At 43.4% G+C, this 22,422-nt stretch carries 23 protein-coding genes; 1 reads left to right on the top strand and 22 read right to left on the bottom strand.

The annotated features are described in order from the left end of the window. Positions 1 to 461: 461 nt before the first annotated feature. The 22 genes from IGJ17_RS08435 to IGJ17_RS08330 all read right to left on the bottom strand — a co-directional run bounded on the left by IGJ17_RS08435 (position 462) and on the right by IGJ17_RS08330 (position 21,833). Positions 462 to 1,310 carry a sce7725 family protein gene (locus IGJ17_RS08435; protein ID WP_194188443.1) on the bottom strand — a complete coding sequence of 283 codons (849 nt, stop codon included), beginning with the start codon at positions 1,308 to 1,310 and terminating at the stop codon, positions 462 to 464. A gap of 15 nt (positions 1,311 to 1,325) precedes the next feature. Further along, positions 1,326 to 1,994 carry a hypothetical protein gene (locus IGJ17_RS08430; RefSeq protein WP_194188442.1) on the bottom strand — a complete coding sequence of 223 codons (669 nt, stop codon included), beginning with the start codon at positions 1,992 to 1,994 and terminating at the stop codon, positions 1,326 to 1,328. A gap of 87 nt (positions 1,995 to 2,081) precedes the next feature. Continuing rightward, a complete protein-coding gene (locus IGJ17_RS08425; protein WP_429961244.1) occupies positions 2,082 to 2,720 on the bottom strand; it encodes a hypothetical protein in 639 nt (212 codons plus the stop codon). Between the two features lie 135 nt (positions 2,721 to 2,855). Continuing rightward, positions 2,856 to 5,123, bottom strand: coding sequence for an AAA family ATPase (locus tag IGJ17_RS08420; protein WP_429961243.1), 2,268 nt, complete (start codon positions 5,121 to 5,123; stop codon positions 2,856 to 2,858). An 18-nt stretch (positions 5,124 to 5,141) separates the two neighbouring features. After that, on the bottom strand, positions 5,142 to 5,621 hold the full coding sequence (locus IGJ17_RS08415; RefSeq protein WP_005235941.1) for a DUF6530 family protein: 480 nt from the start codon (positions 5,619 to 5,621) through the stop codon (positions 5,142 to 5,144). A gap of 297 nt (positions 5,622 to 5,918) precedes the next feature. Continuing rightward, the gene (locus IGJ17_RS08410) at positions 5,919 to 6,176 is read right to left on the bottom strand and encodes a TfoX/Sxy family protein (protein WP_315042361.1); all 258 of its coding nucleotides are present in this window, start codon (positions 6,174 to 6,176) and stop codon (positions 5,919 to 5,921) included. Next, on the bottom strand, positions 6,169 to 6,711 hold the full coding sequence (locus IGJ17_RS08405) for a GNAT family N-acetyltransferase (protein ID WP_422705952.1): 543 nt from the start codon (positions 6,709 to 6,711) through the stop codon (positions 6,169 to 6,171). Before IGJ17_RS08405 ends, IGJ17_RS08410 begins: the two co-directional genes overlap by 8 nt. 177 nt (positions 6,712 to 6,888) lie before the next feature. Then, complete coding sequence (locus IGJ17_RS08400; protein ID WP_005235946.1) at positions 6,889 to 7,737, bottom strand: DegV family protein; 849 nt, start codon at positions 7,735 to 7,737, stop codon at positions 6,889 to 6,891. A 93-nt stretch (positions 7,738 to 7,830) separates the two neighbouring features. After that, positions 7,831 to 9,105: an LCP family protein gene (locus IGJ17_RS08395; RefSeq protein WP_142437565.1), complete on the bottom strand. Its 1,275-nt coding sequence runs from the start codon at positions 9,103 to 9,105 to the stop codon at positions 7,831 to 7,833. A gap of 116 nt (positions 9,106 to 9,221) precedes the next feature. Then, the gene (locus IGJ17_RS08390) at positions 9,222 to 9,692 is read right to left on the bottom strand and encodes a GNAT family N-acetyltransferase (protein ID WP_005235950.1); all 471 of its coding nucleotides are present in this window, start codon (positions 9,690 to 9,692) and stop codon (positions 9,222 to 9,224) included. After that, a complete protein-coding gene (pheA, locus tag IGJ17_RS08385) occupies positions 9,667 to 10,548 on the bottom strand; it encodes a prephenate dehydratase (protein ID WP_086299442.1) in 882 nt (293 codons plus the stop codon). Before pheA ends, IGJ17_RS08390 begins: the two co-directional genes overlap by 26 nt. A 1-nt stretch (position 10,549) precedes the next feature. Then, the gene (locus tag IGJ17_RS08380) at positions 10,550 to 11,056 is read right to left on the bottom strand and encodes a shikimate kinase (RefSeq protein ID WP_008379901.1); all 507 of its coding nucleotides are present in this window, start codon (positions 11,054 to 11,056) and stop codon (positions 10,550 to 10,552) included. Next, positions 11,053 to 12,342 carry a 3-phosphoshikimate 1-carboxyvinyltransferase gene (gene aroA, locus IGJ17_RS08375; protein ID WP_008379900.1) on the bottom strand — a complete coding sequence of 430 codons (1,290 nt, stop codon included), beginning with the start codon at positions 12,340 to 12,342 and terminating at the stop codon, positions 11,053 to 11,055. The genes IGJ17_RS08380 and aroA overlap by 4 nt, the downstream gene beginning before the upstream one ends. A 9-nt stretch (positions 12,343 to 12,351) precedes the next feature. Continuing rightward, complete coding sequence (locus tag IGJ17_RS08370) at positions 12,352 to 13,434, bottom strand: prephenate dehydrogenase (RefSeq protein ID WP_008379898.1); 1,083 nt, start codon at positions 13,432 to 13,434, stop codon at positions 12,352 to 12,354. A 45-nt stretch (positions 13,435 to 13,479) separates the two neighbouring features. Next, positions 13,480 to 14,646 carry a chorismate synthase gene (gene aroC, locus IGJ17_RS08365; RefSeq protein ID WP_429961242.1) on the bottom strand — a complete coding sequence of 389 codons (1,167 nt, stop codon included), beginning with the start codon at positions 14,644 to 14,646 and terminating at the stop codon, positions 13,480 to 13,482. A gap of 19 nt (positions 14,647 to 14,665) precedes the next feature. Continuing rightward, entirely contained in the window at positions 14,666 to 15,721 is a 1,056-nt protein-coding gene (aroB, locus tag IGJ17_RS08360; protein ID WP_086299444.1) for a 3-dehydroquinate synthase, read from the bottom strand. A 36-nt stretch (positions 15,722 to 15,757) separates the two neighbouring features. Next, positions 15,758 to 16,783 carry a 3-deoxy-7-phosphoheptulonate synthase gene (aroF, locus tag IGJ17_RS08355; protein ID WP_005226100.1) on the bottom strand — a complete coding sequence of 342 codons (1,026 nt, stop codon included), beginning with the start codon at positions 16,781 to 16,783 and terminating at the stop codon, positions 15,758 to 15,760. Positions 16,784 to 16,823: 40 nt separating this feature from the next. Then, positions 16,824 to 17,693 carry a shikimate dehydrogenase gene (locus tag IGJ17_RS08350; protein WP_034872642.1) on the bottom strand — a complete coding sequence of 290 codons (870 nt, stop codon included), beginning with the start codon at positions 17,691 to 17,693 and terminating at the stop codon, positions 16,824 to 16,826. A 413-nt stretch (positions 17,694 to 18,106) separates the two neighbouring features. Next, a complete protein-coding gene (locus IGJ17_RS08345; protein ID WP_005235966.1) occupies positions 18,107 to 18,865 on the bottom strand; it encodes an ABC transporter ATP-binding protein in 759 nt (252 codons plus the stop codon). Further along, entirely contained in the window at positions 18,865 to 19,749 is an 885-nt protein-coding gene (locus IGJ17_RS08340; RefSeq protein ID WP_008379889.1) for an ABC transporter permease, read from the bottom strand. Before IGJ17_RS08340 ends, IGJ17_RS08345 begins: the two co-directional genes overlap by 1 nt. Before the next feature lie 78 nt (positions 19,750 to 19,827). Further along, positions 19,828 to 20,880, bottom strand: a complete 1,053-nt coding sequence (gene trpX / locus IGJ17_RS08335; RefSeq protein WP_010748363.1) for a tryptophan ABC transporter substrate-binding protein — start codon at positions 20,878 to 20,880, stop codon at positions 19,828 to 19,830. A gap of 377 nt (positions 20,881 to 21,257) precedes the next feature. Then, positions 21,258 to 21,833, bottom strand: a complete 576-nt coding sequence (locus IGJ17_RS08330; RefSeq protein WP_005235969.1) for a hypothetical protein — start codon at positions 21,831 to 21,833, stop codon at positions 21,258 to 21,260. A gap of 126 nt (positions 21,834 to 21,959) precedes the next feature. Here IGJ17_RS08330 and IGJ17_RS08325 point away from each other — a divergent pair, with 126 nt between their 5' ends. Continuing rightward, a complete protein-coding gene (locus IGJ17_RS08325) occupies positions 21,960 to 22,358 on the top strand; it encodes a DUF1622 domain-containing protein (RefSeq protein WP_005235970.1) in 399 nt (132 codons plus the stop codon). Positions 22,359 to 22,422: the final 64 nt, after the last annotated feature.

Raw genomic sequence — 22,422 nt, 5'->3', positions numbered from 1 at the left:
TAAATAGCCTAATGGGAATCTTGATCACAGGCAAACCAGCAACGATAAACAACAAAAGTTGAGTTGCGTTCAGTTTTCACCTAAACGGATCCGATTCCCATAGCGAGTCCTAATCAAGGGATCACAGTCATCTAAGTACAATTTTCTTTTTGTTGCTGCTAATAAAGCAATGACAGCTACGGAAAGTTTCAAACTATGTAATACAGGATCGCCGAAAAGACAATGATCAAAACGACCAATACAATGATTAGTTGATTTAAACGTCGAATAAGCAGGTTTTTCTTATTTTTTTCAAATTCTTTTCCTTCATTTCGATAATATTCTCTATCTTTTGTTCCCACGAGCGCCAACTCCTTTTCCCTGATTTTATCACTATCCTGAAAACAATGGGTGCAACCAAGGTGTTTTGTACAATAAATGGCAGTATTTTGTTAGAGCTTACCATCGTATACGTATAGAGACTAAATAAGACGACTGACTAGTTCCAAGTGATTCATAACCGCAGCTTTCCGAATAACGCCCATACCTGGAAACGACCTTTGCTGATAGGCAGCAATTAATAGCTGCAGCCCAGCTGTTTGTGTAGGATACTCTTCTTCATGCTGTAACAAAGCTTCCATGACTTCGAAAAACTTTTCTTTCTGATTTGGTAATTCTTCCTCAGAAAATAAGTGAACGATTCGCAAATCTTGCTCAGTTGTCGGATAGATCCAATGCAAAACCAACCGCTTTGAGGGATAACTGTGCTCATAATAAATTTTGCTATCGACAGAAAAATCACTAAACCCAGCATAACCCAATTTTTGATAAAGATGATGGGTTTTTGAAAACCCTTCGTCCGGACATTCTGTATAAAAACTATTTTTAGGTAAACGTGTAAACGGATCTTCCATCAGTAGTTTCGGGCCGATGATTTTATTTAACAAACGAAACTCTTTGCCTACCAGCACCGGCAGTGTATTTTCCCGCCAATCACTAGCGAGTGCCGGGTCCGCTTGATGAACGATCCAAAGATCAGGCGTTTCTTCCACTGTTTCAATGGGTCGATCTACGATCATTGCTTTAGGGGCAGCAACATTTTGCAACTCTGCTAACCCCTCTGCAGTCAGAAAAGCCCCAGCCTGTGGATTGCGAACAAGATAAAAAGGATGCTGCTTCCTTTGAAACAGGTCAATGGTCGTCCAAAACGTTTTTGATTGCTTGACCGGTTCAATGATCGGCTGGATCGCTTCTGACAAGCGATCTTGTTCCAACAGTGCTTTCAACGCCAATAAATCAAATTGTTTTCCACGAATATACGGGAAGTACATCTTCTTCTCTCCTTCTTACTCGCCTGATAAAAAACGTTTTTCCAGCGCTTCATAGGCTGCTCTCGTAGCGGCCAATTCTTCTTTCAAGGCTTCGATCGCTTGCAGCTGAGTATCTTCAATAAATCGATCATAGTAATTGACTCCACCACCAAACAAGTCATACTCAGGCTGACGTTTCTTCAGTTCTTGGTACAAACGTTCTGTTGAAAATACCCGCAATCCTCGAGCAGTCTGTTTTGCTTTGCCGACTTCTCTCGCTTGTGCCGAAATCAACCGAAACAATAAGCCATTTTCTGGAACCTGCAGCTCTTGCCGTTGGGGTTTCTTTTCGACACTGAAATACCCTTTGCTGCCCGTTTCTTTTTCAAGAAATGCATGATAGACCAAAACACCAATTGTAGGTGCAATCTGATCTTTGACTTTTTCATACAATGTCTTGGGTAAGACAAAATAATTATAATTCCCAATAAAGGATAGTTTTGCTTTTGAGCGAAAATCTGCCAAACTAACTTTGAGTTCGTAGCAACGCCATTCAAATGTATTTTCAGTCGTCAAGCGACAACTCAAAGTATCCACGATGCCGTGATCATCTGGCATGACTACCTCTTCTACCACAATATCACTGTTTTCACGACAATAATAATAAAGTGCCTCTTCCATTTCTAAAGTTAAGGATGTCTTCACAAATTCACGACCTTTATCTTGTTTCACCTATTATAAAACATATGTTCGCATTTTAAAAGAGGGAAATAAAAGCAACCTATCATCCCCTCACTCATTCGGGCATCCGTTACCGAGAATCTCTTCAACCGTCCTCTTTGTACCGCGGAATCGTAACAAAAAAAAGCAGCAAGAGCACACAAGTTGCGTGATTAATAGACCTTTAAAGGGAAATTCAAAAGTAAAGCCTGCGGGAAGATGAAAGAAATGAAAAAAATCCTGCAGTGCTTTTTGACTAAACCACAAACCGCTGACAAGCCCTATCAAACCAATAACAATGCTTTGAATGCCTACAAAGAAAAGCTCTTCTAAGGTGACCACCAACGGAGACTGTCCTAACAACAACCGAATACTCAGAGATTGCTGCTCCTCCCCCATCAAATGAAAACGATACATGTGATTGCAGTGCCATAAAAAGGCGGCGATCAATCCTATAGCTAGAATGCTAAGTACGAAGCGCAGCAATTGCAAAAAGAAAAGCCAACTGGCATATGTGAGATCCATCTGATTCTCACCACTATTTGTTTCGTAGTGCAGCCATTGACGAAAAAAAACTAGCCAATTCTTTGCAAAGATGGCAATGATCAGTAGAAGAATCGCCAATACACCACTCATCAGCAAACTGCGCCTACGAAGTGCTGCGTGCCAGCGGAATTGGCAAGGATAGTAGAAGTACCGCCATTTGTTCATGATATCCCTCCTTTTGGCGCCTATTTTACAGAACTTTTCAAATTTAGACAAACATCTTCTTGTTTACATAATATAATTATGATCAAAAAAAGTGCGGCACGTAGCCCACACTCTTTTCCCTTTAGCTATCGACGTCTACAAATACCTTGTCAGCAGCTGCAACAAGCGCTGCGGAAATTCTGTTAGATTGGAAAGATCAATAAAGCGTTCTTCCCCATAAATCGCTTTGATCACCTCTTTGTCTTGGCCAATGGCAGCTGCCAGAAACAGCACCCCTTGTCGTTCATAGTCAGCGATCACCTGCTGAATATCTTCTTTGGCTTTTACCCCTGTATAATCAGGAAGAGCTTTTGGCTGGCCATCACTGATATTCAAGAGTAATTTAGTGGTTGCCGGCTGATGAGCGAGCTTTTCAGCTAGCACGCGCAAGACAGCCCCATCACGGTTATTTTGCCGAGGCTTCATTGTCATGAGTTTCTCTGGCACAAATTCAAAGCCTTCATTAAATTCTTTGTAAGCAAAAAGCGAGGTTTTTTCACGAGCGGTCACGTCCGCTGTATCGCCATAGATCATCAATGGCAAAGATAAACGTTCGGCAAAAGCATTCACCGCTAAGACCGCCTGTTGCGCATACAATATCCGATCTTCTCGAATCATCGAACCCGATTCATCGATGCGCAAAGCAAGAGCTAAGGAAGGCTGTTCATGAGGTGGATTCTTCTTGTCAAAGGTCCGGAAATCTTGATACGCAACCTTGCTGGCATCAAAGCGTGTGCCGCTGTACTTACCTTTACTGTATGCCGAAGCTTGTTCATTTTCCAATACTTCTTGGGTTTGCTTGATCAATGACTCTACGATCGGCAGCAACGGCTGCAAACGCTGTTGGGCTTCAGTCGCTTTTTCTAAATCGACGGGTGGTCGATGAACGATCAGCCCTTCTTTGGCATGGATTGATTCTTTCAATGCTTGTCGTGCTGCCTTTGATGCCGTAGTTTTCTTTTCTTTCTCCTGGGCTTCATACGCTTCGATCGACAAAGAATGAGCAGCAGGAGCTGCCTCTTGTGCCTCACTCCCAGCTTTTGCTTGGTCATCATGACTATTGCGTTCTAGTTCTTCTGAAAACGTCGCCTCAGTTGCTGCGCTTTTCGCTTCTTGTTTGTCAGAATCACTGGTTTCCATCGTTTCCGCCTCAGTTTCTTGATTGGGGGTCTCAAGGACTTGCTCATTTTTTAGGACGGGCGTGCCTTCTTCCACTACATTGCGCTGGTCCGCCTCTTCGCTGCTGATTCGGCGTCCTTTGATTTGTTCTTTAAAGGCATTTAGCGGTTGTCCAGAAAACAAAAGCCGCAATTGCGCCAATAATCCTGAAGCTTCTAGCGCCTGTTGTAAAAGAGGAAGCTCATTCGGATCGGTGGTGATTTTGTATAGCACTTTGCTATCAATTGCTGTAAAGGGATCTTGTCCTTGCTTGACTGCATTTAACCAATAAAAATAAGAACGCATGCCCGCCACTCCTTTGATGGCATTGGCTTTGGCGGTCACGTCTAGCAAGCGTATGATCTCAGCCATTTTCTCCGCAGTCGTTTTGTCCGGATAATTGGTTTTGGCAATGCCTCGCTGCACCATGACTGCTAGCTCAGGTAAATCCATTTTTTCAGCATGCTGCATCCGATCTCGCAAGGATTCGTTCAATGGTCGGTTGCCTTGGTAATTCCGATTCGTTGTGATGATCACCACACAGTCAGGGTGTCGTCGGACGAAGCCAGTCGGGATATTCAGCATTCCATTTTTTTCAAGGGCCGAGTTTAGTGCCACTAGTACCGAAGCATCACGAATGACCGTTGGCTCTTGAATCTCAAGCAAGTAGCCTTTTTCCAGCGCCCGTACGATTTCGGAGGGATAAAATTTGTATTGAATCGTCGGTTGCTGATCACTGGTTTCAATCCGTTCGATCAGTTCCGCAAATTTCGCCCGTGCCCGCTCACGAGTCAGGGAAAAATGCCGCTGGATCAACCCCAAAACATCTTCAAAACAATCACTTTGATAAATCGCATCCAGCAAGTCCTTGTCCTCTTCTTGGTCGGTGTTGATCACTGGTAATAAAGCACCAAATACATCTGACTTATCCATATCCGCAAAGCAGGTGATTTTGGTGTAGGGCAGTTGCAAGTCGGCAGAAAGTGCCTTTGCCAACTGAGTCTTACCCGACCCAGCATCGCCTTCCAGCAACACATTGAAAATCTTCATCTCTGGATCCGCCCAATTCAACGCGATCTCTGAAGCGATTCGTAGTTCTTCAGCACTGGTCTGATGACTTTGTGGTTTTTTCCAAATCATTGTTTGTTCTAATTTGCTAAAAGCGCGTCCTTTCGTTACGACAAAAGACGGTTGAATTTGTGTCATGGCAATCTGCTCCTTTTCTTAATAACCTAGCTCATCCAAAAGCCGCTTTAGGATTTTGAAGCGTTCACCATAAAGTTCGCCATCTTTTTGCAAGGAATCATAAAAAAGTAAAATGTCTTCATCGATCTTAGGATTTTCGGTGTCTACTTCAACGGTCATACGATTTCCTTGTAAGCCAATGATCTCGATCAACGGATTTTCAGGATCGTAAAACTTTTCATGGCGATAAGCCTCTTGAAAATACAAACTGGATTGCGCCACTAAGATTGCTAGATCTAAGATTCTAGTGAGCGGTAGTTCTTCTGACTGACGAGACCATTTTTCACCTGTGTGGCGCCAAACCTTGCCTGAGATATCGACTTTTCCCCGGTCGTTCCATTGTGCCAATCCGAGGGAAAGGCCTTTTGCATCCGTATGTAACGCATTTTTTCCGTCAACAGTATCATAGTCTTCCACTTTAATGACGGGCTTATGTTTCAAGTTTTCTGGTATTTTCATTGTTCTCACTCCTTGTTTAGTAAATTACTAATTTACTAGATAGAGTAAGTATAATGAGGAAGCTGGTTTGGAACAAGCAAAAGGTCTTTTCTAGTAGCTAGGGACAGATGTCTAGTTGATTTTCAGTGGCAAACGATTCTGTCCATGACTGCGGCGATTTCAGGAACCAATACCAATGTGACCACTGTGTCTTCGCTGAATGAGGAAACAAGTCGTAAAAAAAAGCACTTGATAAGAAGTATCTAAAAACAAACGCTCTTAAAAAGTGCTTTTTTATGACGCATTACTTCAACTTCACTAACTCAATCGATTGAAAAAAAGGCGCAATTCTTGCTTTCTCTCACTTACAAGCTGCGCTTTGGGAATGCCTTGGATCGCCCCTTCAATGCCGTAGAGCATATGCAAGCAAGCGCCCGTATCGCATTGTTGGCGGATAGCTAGAAAAACCTCTTCGGCCGTTTTTGTGCGTAGTTGTTCAGGGGTGTTGATGCCGATACGAACCAGGTGATCCGCTAAAACTTGACCTACATTTGGTAACTTTTGCAGTTCATTCATAGGTTTCTCCTTTTTGATTGTTGTCATCCTGCCCGTCTTCCTCTTGACGAATCAACGCATAGAGCTTCATATCGAACAGCTGCTGGTTTTTCTCCGCATGCTTTCGCAAAACGCCTTCTAATGTAAAACCTGCCTTTTCCAACACACGACAAGAGGAATGATTCTTCGCAAAAGATTCAGCAGAAATACGAACGATAGTTGAAGTAGTAAATATATAGTCACATAGTTGTTGAACGGCTTGTGTCATCAAACCTTTTCCCCAGTACTCTTGTGCAATAGAGTAGCCAATCTCAGCCGTTCTATAATGGATATTTTCTTTGCGAACAGCACGGATACTGCCGACTGCTCGGTCATCCACAGTGATTGCAAAGGCAAATTCTGCTTCTTCCACAGATCGAATATAGGCTTGTGCATCTGCGACCGTATACGGGAATGGCAACCCATGCATTAAATAATCGTGGATGGATTGATTATTTAATGCATGGGCTAAATCTTGCGCATCGCTCATTTGCCACCTTCTTAAGGAACACTTCATAGCAATTCCTCCTTTGCCAGTCCTTCATTTTGATCCTATTGTACGAGTTTGTGTGATTTTTTACAAGCGAATCTCAAAAAAGCAGAAAAAAGAACCAGCTAGACGAACGTCTAACTGATTCTTACATACATTGTCTTGAGGAGATAATGGCGTGAATAAACATAGAAAAAATAAAAATTATTGCGCTGAAATAGCGATGCCAATGGCTTTTTCCCCTAAATGCGTGCCGATAACTGGTCCGAAGTGACCAATCTCAATTTCTGCATTTGGGTATTTCGCTTGAAGCTTCGCTTTTTCTTCTTTCGCTACTTCTAAATTATTGGCGTGGATTACATAAAATTTAACAGGCAATGCGATTTCTTGCTCCCGTTGACCAATGATATCTTCCGCGCGATTGAATGCTTTTTTGCTGGAACGAATGCGCTCGTAAAGCACAATTTTTCCTTGATCAAAGGTCAAAATCGGTTTGATTTTTAATAATCCGCCAATCAAGGCTGCTCCATTGGTTAAGCGACCGCCACGAACCAAGTTATTCAAGTCGTCAACGATCAAATAGGCATAGGTATTGTCTCTGATAGTGTCCAGATGGGAAATGATCTCTTCTACGGTTTTGCCTTGACTTGACAGATCAAGAGCGGTTTCTACCATGTGCCCCATCGGCATACTTGTGATTTTCGAATCGTAAGGAATGATTTGAACGCCTTCGATTTCATCGGTAATTCCATAAAGCGTTCCGATAAATCCAGAGATACCGCTTGATAAGTGGATACTAATGATCGTGTCGTAACCGCGATCTTTCAATGACTCATATAAGGCTAACACTTCTCCTAATACCGGTTGAGAAGTGGTTGGGAATTCTTTGCTGTTTTTCAACAAAGCGTAATACTCATCAGCTTCAATGTCGATGCCCTCATTGTAGACTTTTCCATCTAAAATAACAGGGATCGGTATGATAAACAAATCTTCATGGTTTTTGATCCGTTCCGGCAGATAAGCTGTACTGTCAGTAACAACGGCTAATTTCATTCTTTTTCCTCGTTTCAACAAATTTCAAACGTCATTAATAATATAGCATAAATTTACTTACTTTCAAATGGTTTTCAGAACTTTTCATTCTGCTTACTCATTAAGAAAATTCCTGATCGCTTGTTGATTGGTTTCAAGATTGACGACTAACACACTTCCGGCACTCGCACTTGAACCGTATTGCCAAGAGTCAGCGACTGGGACAGTCAAGCTGTCGACTCCTCCCGCCCCTCGAGCAATCGAGAAGGTATTTTTTAACAGGAAAGACATTGGCAGGTTGGTGGAAGCATAGCCTAAGACTTTTCCAGCTGCATAAGGCAATTTTAAAATAGCTAAAGGATTTTTCATTTCGCTAAAGATCGCATCCATTACTTGCTGCTGTCGTCTTACACGACCGAAGTCACCTTCTTCGTCCATCCGAAAGCGTGCGTATTGCAACAGCTCAAGCCCATTCATTTGTTGTTGCCCTTGCTTGATGGCAACTTCAAGATTTTTACTCATATCTTTTTCCGCGTTGATAGCAACGCCTGAGGGAAACAATGTGTCGATCACTTTTTCAAAGGAACGAAAGTCAACTTTTGCATAATAGTTGGTTTCTAGCCCGAAGTTCTCCGCTAACGTTTGTCTAACCAAATCAGCACCACCAAAGGCATAAGCCGCATTGATCTTGTTTTCGCCATAACCGGGAATCGTAACTAAAGTATCCCGCATAAAGGAAAGTAGCTTCGGTTGCTTACTGGGACCATCTAATTGCAAAACCATAATAGTGTCTGCTCGTCCAGCTTCTCCTTCACGACTATCACTACCAATGAGCAATATATTCCGAGCACCATTTGCAGCGGCCGTACCATTAAAGGTCTCTTCATCAGTCGTAGCAAAAGCAGCGTCACTTCTTGCGACTTGCTGACCGACAAGAAACGCAATCAATGAATAGGCAAAAAGCACCAATAGTACCCGAACCACAATACGCAGAACTGGGTGCTTCCGCTTTTTCTTTTGTTTGGGTTGCTTGGTCTTCTTAAGCTTTGACGGTTTTTGTTTGCTTTGTTCCTGGCTTTGATGCATCGCAGGCCTCTGAGCAGATAGCGGAGGGATCGCGCTTTTTCGTCCCTCAGATTTTATTGCTCCTACTTGTGACTGTTCTCGAGAACTTTGAGCCGCACGAGAGTCGCTTGCCCTAGGATGCTCGGTGTTTTGATAAGGAATGTCTCCTACTCGCTCATCAGCAGAAAAAGTAGAATCACTCGGTCTGACGCGCTGGTTTCTTCTTTTGGCTTCTCGACGGGCAAAGATACTTTCTTTGGCTGCCTGACTGGATTCCTTTTCTAGCCGTTCATGCAGTTTTTTATTTTTTTCCATCCTGCTCATTGCTTCTGATCCTCCAACTAAAAAATAGCTCTCTGTCTATAAGGATACCCTAGACCTTATAGAAAGAAAGCTATTTTCTGAAATTTTAACCTTTTTCTAGGAAATTTCTTCATATTTTACCTTAGATGCTTTGATGCACCTTGTCGTATGCTCACAAATCCTGCTTGCTCATAAAATGATTTCACTTGGTTTGCCGACCAAAAGTTTAGTGAGAGATCATCGAAGCCTTTTTCCAGCGCAACGTTTTCAGCAAATGCCAACAATTGTTTTCCAATATGCATCCCTTGGTACCGAGGGTCAACAGCGATCGCTGCAATTTCCAGCCACTTTCGTTCATGCATCATCGCATTTTGTGGCAAACAGACCTCTTGAAGATGCACAAAGCCACAAGGCTGGTCCGCCAACCAAGCGATAAAAAAGTGGTGGCTTGGCTCTTGCAGCTGCTGTGTGATTGCTTGTTCAAATCTTGACTGATCAAAGGGCTTAAAAATCGTTGGGTACCATTGATGGTGCTGTGTTTGGATCTCTTTATGAAACGTTGCTAAAAGGGTTTCATCTTGGCTAAATTTTATTTTGACTTGAGTCATTTTTTGTCACTTCCTCAACAACATTTACGGAATACACGCCGAGAAGATGGACTTGACCACCCAACAACTGAATCTCTTCAAAAGCATTTACAATCAGTTGCCACGGCTTGTCCATCACCAGATCGATCACGAAAAAGTATTCCCCTAAGGTGGTTTTTGAAGGCCGCGATTCAATTTTGCTTAAATCAATTTCTCGCCAGCCAAAGGTTGCTAAGATTTTGTGCAAGATCCCCGGTCGGTTTGCTGGGAGCGTCACAAAAATCGTTGCTTTCTCAGCAGTCTGCTCTGGTAACTGGGTGTTTGCTGCTTTCTTCGTCAAAACCCAAAAACGGGTTTGATTAAAGGCAACATCTTGAATATTGGTTTCTTTGATCGTTAATTGATAGGCCAATGCCGCTTCTTTGGAAGCAATCGCCGCAACTGCTTCTTCTGGATGTTTTGCTACGTAGGCTGCTGCAGTCGTTGTGGAAGCAACCGCCTCAACAGTAGCTCCAGCAAATCGGGCTTCGATGAAGTCGGCACATTGCGCTAAGGCTTGCGGATGAGAAATAATCTTAGTGATGGGACGGTTGTCTTTTGATGTTTGCTGAGAAACTAACAATTGATGATTGATCGGTAAAATAACTTCCTGTTCGATGCTCAACTGATTTTGACGAAAGAGCGTATCAATTGTGGCATGAACAGACCCTTCTAATGAGTTCTCGTTCGGAACGACCGCGCGATCGATCACGCCGTTAGCTAGCGCTTGAATACAAAGCGGAATCGATCCATAGGGGATACAGGTATTTTCCGGATAAGCTTCTTGCGCAGCTATATGCGTAAAGGAACTTTTCGGTCCTAAATAACCAATCTTCATTTTATGCACCCGCTTTGATCAAAATTTCCTGTACGATTTCTTCTGGTGCTTTGTTCGTCGTTTCAACGATCAATGAAGCAGTTTCTTCATAAAGAGGGATCCGAGGACGGTAAACAGCCAATATTTCTTCTGGTGATTTTGAGACGACTAAGGGACGAATGCTGCCATTATCCGCCTTTAAGCGATGAATCAGCTCCTCGGGATCTGTTTTTAAATACACGACGAGCGGCATCTCTTTTAAAAGTTGACGATTTTCTTCTTTTAATACGATGCCCCCACCAGTGGAAATAATTTGTTCCTTTGCCAAAGTTTTAGCTAAAATATCCGTTTCGATTTTGCGAAAGGCTTCCTCACCGTGTTGGTCGAAAAATTCTTGAATGGTCATGCCGATCTCAGCAACGATCAAGTCATCAAAATCCACATGAGACTGTTTCGTTTCTTCAGCCAAAAGACGACCAATCGTGGTTTTTCCAGCACCCATAAATCCAATTAATATCACTTTTTTCACTCGCTGTTTCCTCCTTTAGCCAAACGTGCGACATCCTCAAAAAAATCAGGATAAGAAACTGCTACGGCTTCGGCTTTTTCTAATTCTACCTCTTCATCTGTCAATAAGGCGGCAATTTGCAGCATCATGCCGATGCGATGGTCCCCCCGACTTGACACACGTCCGCCATGCAAAGGGGTTGGACCGTTGATGATCAACCCGTCCTCGGTGGGAGTGATGTCCGCTCCAAGTTTTGTCAACTCTTCGGCAGTTGCATCAATTCGGTTGGTTTCTTTTACTTTTAGTTCTTCCGCATCTTTGATCACCGTTTTGCCATGAGCCTGCGTGGCTAACAACGCAATGATCGGCAATTCATCGATCAAACGTGGGATAATATCGCCAGCGATGGTCACTGCCTGCAAGGTAGAACTTCGAACGGTAAGGTCAGCTGATTGATTCTGATCGTCTTGATTAGAAAAAGCAATTGAAGCACCCATCTCCTCTAGTACGTCAAGAATTCCTGTACGAGTGGGGTTGATCCCGACATTTTTTAAAACGATCTCACTTTCTGGCATAATCGCGCCGGCTGTTAGGAAAAAAGCAGCGGAGGAAATATCACCAGGAACAATTACTTCTTGTCCTTGGAGTGTTTGAGGTCCCGTCACAGTGATCGTTTTGCCTTGTGTTGTAATGACACCACCGAATTGACGAATCATTTCTTCGGTATGGTTGCGACTTGTCTCTTTTTCAATAATCGTCGAGGTACCTTGTGCTTGCAATGCCGCAAAAATCAGCGCCGATTTTACTTGGGCACTTGCTACGGGCATCTGATAATTGATGGGCTGTAAAGAAGCAGTACCATTAACGGTGATCGGTGGGAACTCCGTCTGCTCATGCCCTCTCACATTGGCACCCATTTCTCTTAATGGCAGCATCACTCGGTTCATCGGACGTTTATTCAAAGAGTTATCGCCGAATAAGGTGGTTGTAAATGGCTGTCCAGCCAAAATCCCCATCATTAAGCGAATTGTTGTACCAGAATTGCCGATATCAATTGGGTCTTGGGCAGGCTTAAGGCCATTAAAGCCCTGTCCTTCGATCGTGATCGTCTGACCGTCATCATGGATTGGAACGCCTAATGATTGAAATGCATGAAGGGTGCTATAGCAGTCTTCTCCACGCAAGAAATTACGGACAATCGTTGTCCCTTCGGCTAACGCCCCAAACATGATACTACGATGCGAGATTGATTTGTCAGCAGGGACTGCTATCGTCCCTTTTAGATGTGTTGCTTTTTTTAGTTTCATAAAGGCCTCCTATTTTTTTCGACATGAATAGGTCGTCTTTTTTTGAATCAGCTGCTCTGCTTGCAGCAAATCATTTTGCGTTTTGAATGAAATCTGTAAAACACCAATAATATCTTCTCGAGTTTCAAGAATTTTCAAGTTGATCAAAGAGAGCTGATGTTCGCTCAATAGCCCCGTCACTTCAGCGACAACGCCGGGATGATCCGGTACATCGATGAATAGATCATAGAATGCTGGGATCGCCCCATTTTGATGAACCGGCAATTGATCCCGTGTTTCCTTCGCGGATTCAAAAAACCGAAAGATCGCCCGTTCGTCTTTTTTCTGCAACCAGTGAGCCATGGTCGTCATTTGTTTTTGCCACTCATCGATCAGCTGCAGCAGCTCCTGTCGATTACTCAATAAGATATCGGTCCACATACGAGGATCTGAAGAAGCAATGCGAGTGATATCGCGAAAACCGCCTGCTGCAAGTTGCTGTGCTCTAGGGTGTTCGTGGTTGAAGGCATCTGCCTGATTGACTAATCCCGAAGCAATAATATGAGGCAGATGGCTCAACATCCCTGTGATTTGATCATGCTCTTGGGGAGCAAGTGCCACATATTTGGCTCTAGTGCCGCGAAAAAGCTCTTGTAGTTCTTCCACCCGCTGACTTTTCGTCGGTGTGAAGATATAGTAAGCATTCTCGAAAAGGTTCTCATCGGCTGCTGTGATCCCTGATTTATGAGAGCCAGCCATCGGATGGCCCCCAATAAAATCAAAGGAAAAGGACTCGGCAAATTGCGTGATTTCCGCTTTGGTACTGCCGGTGTCTGTTACTAGCACCGAAGGCTTTAATGAAAGTGCCCCCAGTTCGGCAAGATAGTTTTTGGTGATCTCTACCGGCAATGCCAACAAAATCACGTCGGCACGGACAGCACCTTCAGAAAATGAAGGGGGCACTTCGTCTACTAAATTTGTTGCTAATGCGATCTCATTAGTTTCCTGACAATCCCACCCCATCAAATGCACTTGCGGATGTGCCTTTTTGATACATGTTGCTAAGGAAGCGCCGATCAATCCTAGACCGGCGACGAAGATATTTTGGCTCATGAAAAGAATCCTCATTTCTACTGGAATTTTTTGCTGTTTCTTTAATCAGTAGGTTAACAAGTATTCTCGATACGCCTGAACAGATGCGGTCAATTCTTCGAAAGAATCACTTGGAAACTTTTCTAATAGTTCATTGGCCACCACTGTTGCCACCACACTCTCACAAACAACACTAGCTGCTGGTACAGCGGTGCTATCTGAGCGTTCGACGCTTGCTTTATACGGTTCTTTGCTGTCGATATCAACACTTTGCAACGGCTTGTACAAGGTCGGGATCGGCTTCATAACCCCGCGAACCACAATTGGTTCCCCGTTCGTCATGCCGCCTTCAAAACCACCTAGGTTGTTGCTGCGACGGGTGTAGCCCCGTTGTTCGTCCCATAAAATCTCATCCATGACTTTTGAACCCGGTAAAACACCTGCCTCAAAGCCAACACCGAACTCAGCACCTTTAAAGGCGTTGATACTGACCACGGCTTGGGCAATCTTCGCATCAAGTTTTTTGTCCCATTGCACGTAACTGCCAAGACCAGCAGGAACGCCGCCAACAAGCACTTCCACTACGCCGCCGATCGTATCACCATTTTTCTTCGTTTGATCGATCAACTGCTTGATTTCTTCTTCGACTGACGGATCTAACACCCTTACTTCTGAAGCTTCAGAACGTTTTGCGATTTCTTTAACGGTCAACCCTTCTGGAATTTCTACTTTGATGCCGCCTAACATCGTTACATGACCTGCCACATCGATGCCAAGCTCCTTCAAAATTTTCTTCGCGATTGCGCCGATGGCTACCCGCATAGTCGTTTCCCGGGCAGATGAACGTTCCAGGACGTTTCGTAGATCTTGATGGTGGTATTTCATACCGCCGACCAAGTCAGCATGACCAGGTCTTGGTCGTGCCACTCGTCGTAGTTTGCGGTCTTTTTCTGGTACCTCTTCGATTGCCATGACCTTGGTCCAATTTTTCCAATCTTTGTTCTCGACCACTAAAGTCACAGGAGAGCCTAATGTTTTTCCATGACGGATACCGGAAGTGATACGGACTTGGTCTTTTTCAATCAACATCCGTCCCCCACGACCATAGCCGGTTTGTCGTCTCGCTAATTCAAAATTGATGTCTTCTGCTGTTAATGGCAATCCTGCCGGTAACCCTTCGATAATGGCGGTCAACTCTGGTCCATGTGATTCGCCTGCTGTAATATAACGCATGATCCGTTACCTTCCTTTCTTATACTAGGTAGTCTTTGATTTTTTCAGTCGGGATCGTCACGATTTTCGCCTGTCCGATCGCTTCTAATAGAATAATCTTCAATTGTTGCCCGCGGGCTTTTTTATCATGAGTGATTGCTTGGTATAATTGCTCTTTATCTATTTCCCTTGGTGTAATCGGCAAGTGAAACTTCTCAACCATTTCTGTAAGCTGCTGGGTCGTACCTTTTGGTGTTAATCCGGTGGCTTCTGCATGTCGGGTAATCATAATCATCCCCATCGCAACGCCTTCTCCGTGACTAGTCTCAAAAGCAGCCGTTCTTTCTAAGCCATGACCGATCGTATGACCGAAGTTCAGTGTCAGACGACTACCATGATCAAAGGGGTCTTCTTCCACTACTTTTTGTTTAACCTTTAAAGAAGCTGTGATCACATTTTCAGCGTGGGCCAACAAATCGGCTTCATCTTTCAAACCTGCTAACGTTTGCCAAAGTTCAGGATCTGCAATAGCGGCTGACTTGATGATTTCAGCAATGCCTTCTTGGACGCGTTTAAGCGGTAAACTTTCAAGTAAATCTGGATCGATCATCACACCGGTTGGTTGGGCAAACGTGCCAACGAGATTTTTGGCACTGCCAGTATTTACAGCTGTTTTCCCGCCGATACTTGAATCGACCTGTGCCAATAACGTCGTCGGAATCTGCAAGAAATCAATGCCGCGCATATACGTAGAAGCAACAAATCCTCCGAGATCACCGATCACACCGCCACCAAGGGCAATGATCCCATCGCTTCTGGTCATTCCGAATTGGGCAAGACCATCATATAAACTAGCTGCTTGCTCTAGTGATTTGCTTTTTTCGCCGGCTGGTACGACTAACAGTGTTGCCTCAAACCCGGCAGCGGTTAAGGAATCAACGATTTGTCCGCCATACAGGGGTGCGACATTGCTGTCTGTAATGACGGCAATGCGCTGTTTGTCCCACAACTGTTGTACCCAAGTTCCAACTTTTTGAAACGACCCTCGTTTAATGAGGATATCATAGGAATGGTCTTCTAAGTGAATGTGTAACATTGATTTTTGCACCTCTTTTATTGGTTGTCTTCACGCTTAGTCTTGCAACGCTTTGATTTCTTTCATCGCTTTTTCCATGATATGGACTTCTTTCATCATGTTCATGTACGTTTTTTCATTAAGTGATTGAGGGCCATCAGACCAAGCATTGGCTGGATCTGGATGGATCTCAACGATCATCCCATCGGCGCCAGCAGCAACACCCGCTCTTGCCATTGGTGGTACAAGATCCCAAATACCTGTTCCATGACTAGGATCAACGATGATTGGGAAGTGGCTCAGTTTTTTGATGATTGGTACTGCACTTAGATCAAAGGTATTACGGGTTGCTGTTTCGTAAGTTCGGATCCCACGTTCAATGAAAATCACTTCACTTTTATCTTGAACAGCGATGTATTCCGCTGCATTCAACCATTCGTCGATCGTGCCTGAGATGCCTCGTTTAAGGCCAATTGGTTTCCCAGTTTTTCCAACGGCAGCTAGCAATTTGAAGTTTTGCATGTTCCGAGCACCAATCTGCAAAATATCACTGTATTCCGCCACCATATCGATATGTCCTTCGTCCATGACTTCTGTGATGACTTTCATGCCAGTTTCATCAGCTGCTTGGCGAATGTATTTTAGCCCTTCTTCTTCAAGCCCTTGGAATGCGTAAGGCGACGTGCGGGGTTTGAAGGCACCACCACGTAAGATTTGTGCACCACCAGCTTTGGCGATTCGGGCACATTCACGAATTTGGTCTAAGCCTTCAATCGAACATGGACCAGCCATCGTAACAAAGTTGCCGTCACCGATTTTCACACCATCTACATCCACAACCGTATCTTGCGGATGGAACTCACGAGAGGTCAATTTGTAAGTATTTGAGATCCGAATGGCATCTTCGACACCTTCGTAGCTGCGAAAAGCAACATCTTGGATGCGGCGTGTATCCCCTTTTAACCCGATAACGACCTGTTCTTTTCCTTGGTTGACTTGAACATCTAAGCCTTCTTTTTTGATTCTAGTTACAACAACTTCAACTTGTTCTGGCGTAGCGCCTGGTTTCATAATTACGATCATTTTTTCTTCCTACTTTCGTTTTTTCTAATTTTTTTATTTTTTACATGGATTCAATAAGTGCTTTTACTTTTTCAACAGGCATTTCTTGGCCTGTCCAAAGTTTAAATGCAGCTGCACCTTGATACAGCAACATGCTTAAGCCGTTTGCAGTTTTGGCACCGACTGCTTTCGCATCTTTCAAAAGCTGCGTTTCTCTTGGATTATAGATGACATCATAGACAGCTAATGATTCCCGCAAGAGTGTTTTGTCTTTTAGAGGACTTACCGTATCATTCGGCTTCATCCCCACGCCAGTAGCATTAACTAAAAGACTGCTTTGATCGATGGCTGTTTTTAGAGCCGTCTGATCTTCTAAATCCGTTAATGTGATCTCAGAGGCGGTCTTTTCTGCAATCTGTGTCAATTTTTCCTGGATGATTGGATAAAACTCATCCTTGCGGTTAAAGACACGGATTGTTTTGACACCATCTAGTGCAGCTTGACTAATGATTGCTGTCGCTGCTCCACCTGCACCGATCACAGTCATCGTTTTTCCAATGATCGACACTTGAATGTCTTCAAGTGCGCGCATAAAGCCGATACCATCTGTATTGTGCCCAATCAATCGCCCCTCTTGATTGACGATTGTATTGATTGCGCCGATCAGCTCGGCTGCTGGTGAGCATTCATCCATCAACGGTACTGCTGCCATTTTATGGGGCATTGATAGATTGACACCTAAGAGATCCAACTGACGGATGCTTTGGATACTAGCGGCTAAATCATCCGGCTCAACATCAAAGGCCAGATACACGGCGTCGATCCCTTGTTCTTCAAAAGAAAGATTGTGCATCGCTGGAGAGATGCTGTGTTTGGCTGGTTTGGCAAATAGTGCCGCCAACCGTGTGTGACCGGTTATCATTTGTTTCATCTGGTTCATTCCTTTCAACAAAAAAAGATGTCCACCGTAAATTTAAGAATCTACAGTGAACACCTTCAAACATTACATAGCGACAGCGCCGATATGTGAATATAAAAAATAGCCACTATAGATTTTACGATCTACGTGGCTGCGAATTCATTACGAAATGCTCTAGCCATCATAGATACAAACTTAGCGTTTGTATCCATGCCTTCATGAATACAAACCTATCTAAAATAGCTAAAGTAATATTTATTCAGTTGTGTGGGGTTCGTTAGCAATAATTTTTGCATAGTCCTTCGCTCCAAACTGATGTAAGATTGACCTAAGTATAGGTTTAACTTTGAAAGATGTCAATGATTTTTTCTTATTTTTTTCATTTATTTGATTATATTTTTCGAAAACACTGTTCTATCAAGGGTTTATAAGTCGTCTTCAAAGAACAGTAACAGTTCTGGTAAACTTAAGCGAGCTTTTTCATCTGCTGAAAGATCCTTGACGATTTCCCCTTTTCTGAGCAGGATCAGGCGGTCTCCGTATTTTAATGCATCTTCCATCCGATGGGTGATCATGAGACAAGTTAGGTTTTGTTCTTCCACGCGTCTTGCAGTGATTTGCATCAGCTGTTTGGAGGTCTTTGGGTCTAACGCAGCCGTATGTTCATCTAGCAACAACAGTTTTGGTGTTTGAATCGTTGCCATCAATAAACTTAGTGCCTGTCGTTGACCACCAGATAAACTGCCCGTTGGCGTATCCAAATGATTTTCCAACCCGTTGCCGATTTCTTTACAAAGCGCAAAGAACATTTCCCTTTGTCCTTGGAGTTGTCGAAGACCAAGTGACCGTTTTTGCCCTCTTTTTTGTGCTAACAGCAGATTTTCTGCCACTGTCATACGTGGAGCCGTCCCCATTTTCGGGTCTTGGAAGACACGTGCCAAAAAGCGGGCGCGTTTTTCTTCCGAAAGTGCGGTCACGTTTTGATCATCGATCATCACTTGCCCACTCGTCAAGGGCATGGTGCCTGAGATGCAGTTGAATAACGTACTTTTGCCGGCGCCATTTCCTCCGACGACCGTGACAAATTCTCCTGGTTTTAAAGAAAGATCGATTTTATTCAAGAGCACTTTTTTCTCATTCGGTCCGTTGCCGACAACTTTAAAGGCTTTTTTTAAGGCTAACATTATTCATCCTCCGTTTCAAAACCAGTGCGTAGATGCAAGGCTTGTTTAAATTGAGGGATCAACAGGCAGATCGTCAAGACGATTGCAGAGAAGATCTTCAAGTAAGTCGTATCAAATCCAGCTTTGATCACAAATAGGATCAATAATTGGTAGATAATGCTGCCGATCACGATAGCGATCAGACGTTCCAGCAAGGTCAATTCACCATATAATACCTCACCAATGATGATTGACGCCAGTCCGATAACGATCACACCGATTCCCTTGCTTATGTCGGCGTAGCCGTCGTTTTGAGCGATCAATGCGCCTGAGAGTGCGATCACGCCATTGGAGACGATCAGTCCAATGATTTTCATTCGATCCGTATTGATCCCCATTGACTTGGCCATGTGTTCATTATCCCCGGTAGCAATATAAGCTTGACCCAAGTTGGTATGGAAAAAGTAAACCAAGACGCCCCCAATCAACAAGACCATGATCAATCCGATAATCACCGTATCATAATAATTCGGTAAATTCATTCTAGTAAAAAAATCTTGAATTTTCGGTTGGTTTAATAAAGAGAGGTTTGGTGAGCGCATCACAAACAGCATGACCGAGTTCAATGAAGACATCACCAAAATACCTGCTAAAATCACGGGAATTTTGCCTTTTGTATAAAGAAGTCCTGTCACACAGCCCGCACACATCCCAGCCAATACTCCTAACAAAGTCGCTAAGACGGGCGACACCCCATGGGTGATCGCTGTCACACAGACAGCACCGCCTAACGGAAAGGACCCTTCCGTCGTCATATCCGGGAAATTCAAAATACGATAGGTCATAAAAATCCCTAATCCCAGGATTCCCCAAAGTAGCCCTTGCCCTATTGCTGAAACAATCATCATTCTTCCTCCATATTCTTACAAGTTTTCTCTTTCAAGACTCTCTCGGTGATCGCAGGTGATTGCTGTTCCTAATTGTTACTCATCACTTGCTTCACTTTCCGGTGTCGTTGTAATCAATTTTGCCTCGTCTTTGAGGTTTTCTGGGATAGTGATTCCCAATAACTGCGCTTGTGTTTCATTAATGATCGTTTCGCCATCGCTGAATGTATAGATCGGCGTTGTCGCAGGTTCGGCCGTCCCGTCAAGAATTGCTGCCACCATCTTCCCAGTTTCGACCCCAATCGTAAATTGATCTTGCCCAACCGTTGCTAAGCCGCCTTGTTCCACCATCGTATCAACAGACGTGATGATGGGCGTTTTTGATTTATTGGCTTCTTGTACTACCGTCTGCATTGCGTTTGCAATCGTATTATCTAACGGAATATAGATAAAGTCGACTTCTCGTGCCATCACTTGCACCATTTGAGCAATTTCGTTACTTGAAGGAACGGCATACGATTTGCTGGTCAAGCCATTTTCTTCGGCAGCAGCTTCTGCTTCTGCCACTTGGTATTTCGAATTGTCTTCGGTCGAAGAATACAAAATGCCGACTGTTTTTGCCTCCGGTAGCAAATCTTTTGCTAGTTTGATTTGCGCAGCGACGGGTGCTTTATCTGAAACACCAGTGATATTTCCGCCGGGTTGATCCATATCTGCCACGAGATTTGCCCCAACTGGATCAGTGACCGCTCCTAAAACGATTGGTACATCCTGAGTGACATTCGCCAACGCTTGTGCTGCGGGTGTTGCTACCCCAACCAAAACGTCGGCATCTTTATTTAGCAGCTGCTGACTCATCGTTGCCAATTTACTTTGATCCGCTTGGCCGTTTTGGAATTCGATCGTCAAGTTGTCCCCTTCGGTATAGCCTGATTCTTTAAGGCCTTCTTTGATCCCCTCGGTGATCGCATCTAACGCTTCATGACTGACAAACTGCAGGATCCCAACTGTTTTTTCAGCTTTTTCTACTGGTTCCGAAGTCTCACTGGCTTGATTGGTCCCACTTCTCATTCCTAACTGATAGACAAAGGTCGCTCCTAAAAATAATAAAATAACGGCAACCGATGCAATTAATCCCTTGTTTTTCATTTTTCATTCTCCTTTTTCTGCTTACGTTTTTCGTGTTTTCGTTTTTACGGTTTTTGAGAACAAAAAAAGCAACTGCCTATGTGACGGCAATTGCAAGTAAGCAAAAGCCGCATAGAAGGTTGTCCTATGCGGCGATAAATTCAACTACCAGCATAGATACAGCACTTTAGAAGGTTCTCTAAAAAGTTGTATCTATGGAATGAGGTCCCATCAATACAACTATCTACGCCAGTTTTGCCATGATTTCACTTGCAATGGAATAAATAGTTTCATGATTGTTCCTCCTTCTCAACTTGTTTTCTTTCTTGATTGAATTCAGTTTAGCCTATTGATAAAAAAACGTCAACAATTTTCTGTCAAATTGTCAGATTTTTTTATCAATCATTGGCAGAAGAACGAATCGTCCACATGGGTAAACGATTCAATTCTGGGATGAATTCCGTCGTTGGCTGCTCAAATGAATCAAAAGTAAAGCGATTTTTCTCGACTCCTTCTTCATAGAAGACAAAGGTCACTTTATCAGGATCAATGTCATATTCATTGGAGAAAAATGCCACGTCATAGACGATCGGATAATAAAAAAATGTTCGATTCATTTCGTCTTCCTGTGCTTGGATCAGATCAAACACTTGATCCAGCTGTGGGCCATTTGGTTTACTGTACATCACAGAAATCGCTCTTGTTTCTCGAATCGTCTTATCAGCTGTCAAATATGGTAATGGCTGTACTTTTTCCGAAGGTAACTTGTCGAAAGCGATTCGATCCACTAAAGAGGCGTTGATGCGATTTTGAGAAAAAACGATCAAGCCTGCAAAAACCAGCGCGAAAAGAATGCCTCCGATCAGCGTGAAAATCGTTTTTTTCTGATCTCGGTATAGATCATCTAACAAAGCCTGCCAGCTTTCCACTGTTTTTTCTTTCGTGTAATGAACAAAGTTCCTAACTTGTTCCATAATTTGCCCACCTTTTTTAAAAATCCTACTATTAATTCATACTATCAATTCCCTTCTAGAACGTCAAGAAACTTCACATTTCTTCGATAATTCGGTAAGATAAAAGAAAACGGTAAAGGAGTCATTATGCATAATCTAGCTAGTTCTTTGATGACTGGAGCCAACCCAATCTTCGATTTCATTGTTGTCTGTTTAAACTTTCTCTCCATTTTCGTCATCGTTTGGGGTGTATTGATCGCAGGCATTGATTTCGTGCGCTACGAATTAACAGAAAAGGACCGTTTGGTGGCAGCCAGAGAGAATAATTTTATCCGCAATTATTTAGGGAGTTATGTCTTATTAGGTCTTGAGATCTTGATTGCAGCAGATATTATTGAGACGATCATCCACCCTACTTTCGAAGACATCGTACGTCTAGCTGCAGTCGTTATTATTCGAACAGTCATCTCTTATTTCTTGAACAAAGAAATTGAGCGTGCACTGCAAACCACCGATCACCAACCTAACAAGAAAAAGGAAAGCTAGCTGCCATGGCTTTTCTTTGGATTCTTCGGTATAATAGATAGGAATATTTGACATTGGAAGGATC

This window comes from Enterococcus sp. DIV1096b, from assembly GCF_050498765.1.
In the GTDB taxonomy this organism is placed as follows: Bacteria; Bacillota; Bacilli; order Lactobacillales; family Enterococcaceae; genus Enterococcus_D; species Enterococcus_D entomosocium.
Note: the sequence above shows the minus strand (reverse complement) of the source record. Positions and strands in the feature narration are given on the sequence as shown.

Bases quoted from the DNA above. Each gene is read 5' to 3' on its own strand.
- IGJ17_RS08435 (WP_194188443.1), bottom strand. From the start codon at position 1,310: ATGTACTTCCCGTATATTCGTGGAAAACAATTTGATTTATTGGCGTTG.
- IGJ17_RS08425 (WP_429961244.1), bottom strand. From the start codon at position 2,720: ATGAACAAATGGCGGTACTTCTACTATCCTTGCCAATTCCGCTGGCAC.
- IGJ17_RS08420 (WP_429961243.1), bottom strand. From the start codon at position 5,123: ATGACACAAATTCAACCGTCTTTTGTCGTAACGAAAGGACGCGCTTTT.
- IGJ17_RS08415 (WP_005235941.1), bottom strand. From the start codon at position 5,621: ATGAAAATACCAGAAAACTTGAAACATAAGCCCGTCATTAAAGTGGAA.
- IGJ17_RS08410 (WP_315042361.1), bottom strand. From the start codon at position 6,176: ATGAATGAACTGCAAAAGTTACCAAATGTAGGTCAAGTTTTAGCGGAT.
- IGJ17_RS08405 (WP_422705952.1), bottom strand. From the start codon at position 6,711: ATGAAGTGTTCCTTAAGAAGGTGGCAAATGAGCGATGCGCAAGATTTA.
- IGJ17_RS08400 (WP_005235946.1), bottom strand. From the start codon at position 7,737: ATGAAATTAGCCGTTGTTACTGACAGTACAGCTTATCTGCCGGAACGG.
- IGJ17_RS08395 (WP_142437565.1), bottom strand. From the start codon at position 9,105: ATGAGCAGGATGGAAAAAAATAAAAAACTGCATGAACGGCTAGAAAAG.
- IGJ17_RS08390 (WP_005235950.1), bottom strand. From the start codon at position 9,692: ATGACTCAAGTCAAAATAAAATTTAGCCAAGATGAAACCCTTTTAGCA.
- pheA (WP_086299442.1), bottom strand. From the start codon at position 10,548: ATGAAGATTGGTTATTTAGGACCGAAAAGTTCCTTTACGCATATAGCT.
- aroA (WP_008379900.1), bottom strand. From the start codon at position 12,342: ATGAAACTAAAAAAAGCAACACATCTAAAAGGGACGATAGCAGTCCCT.
- IGJ17_RS08370 (WP_008379898.1), bottom strand. From the start codon at position 13,434: ATGAGCCAAAATATCTTCGTCGCCGGTCTAGGATTGATCGGCGCTTCC.
- aroC (WP_429961242.1), bottom strand. From the start codon at position 14,646: ATGCGTTATATTACAGCAGGCGAATCACATGGACCAGAGTTGACCGCC.
- aroB (WP_086299444.1), bottom strand. From the start codon at position 15,721: ATGTTACACATTCACTTAGAAGACCATTCCTATGATATCCTCATTAAA.
- aroF (WP_005226100.1), bottom strand. From the start codon at position 16,783: ATGATCGTAATTATGAAACCAGGCGCTACGCCAGAACAAGTTGAAGTT.
- IGJ17_RS08350 (WP_034872642.1), bottom strand. From the start codon at position 17,693: ATGAAACAAATGATAACCGGTCACACACGGTTGGCGGCACTATTTGCC.
- IGJ17_RS08345 (WP_005235966.1), bottom strand. From the start codon at position 18,865: ATGTTAGCCTTAAAAAAAGCCTTTAAAGTTGTCGGCAACGGACCGAAT.
- IGJ17_RS08340 (WP_008379889.1), bottom strand. From the start codon at position 19,749: ATGATTGTTTCAGCAATAGGGCAAGGGCTACTTTGGGGAATCCTGGGA.
- trpX (WP_010748363.1), bottom strand. From the start codon at position 20,880: ATGAAAAACAAGGGATTAATTGCATCGGTTGCCGTTATTTTATTATTT.
- IGJ17_RS08330 (WP_005235969.1), bottom strand. From the start codon at position 21,833: ATGGAACAAGTTAGGAACTTTGTTCATTACACGAAAGAAAAAACAGTG.
- IGJ17_RS08325 (WP_005235970.1), top strand. From the start codon at position 21,960: ATGCATAATCTAGCTAGTTCTTTGATGACTGGAGCCAACCCAATCTTC.